Below are 255 nucleotides of genomic sequence, written 5' to 3' on the forward strand. Positions count from 1 at the left end.
GCCCAAGGCTGCCGCCGTATCCTGGCCGGTTTTATTCAGCTGACTGACATTGACCGCGTCGGTGGCCGAAGCACCCGCGGCAAGGCCGGTGATGCGCCGACCGTTGGCGCCGTTTGCCACGTTGACTTCACCACCTGTGATGGCAGTGCCGCCGACACCAAAGGCAGCGGTGCCCAACGTCGCGCCAGTGGCGGAAGACCCGCTGCCCAGGGCTACAGAGTTAGCCGATCCTGCCGTCGCGCCATTGCCCAGGGC

General features: G+C 66.7%; 1 pseudogene. It reads right to left on the minus strand.

Annotation, left to right across the window (positions count from 1 at the left end):
• A pseudogene (locus K0H48_RS13885) lies at nt 1–255 on the minus strand (cell surface protein); the annotation flags it as partial.

The sequence above is a fragment of the Pseudomonas sp. Xaverov 259 genome, assembly GCF_019352915.1.
Classification (GTDB): domain Bacteria; phylum Pseudomonadota; class Gammaproteobacteria; order Pseudomonadales; family Pseudomonadaceae; genus Aquipseudomonas.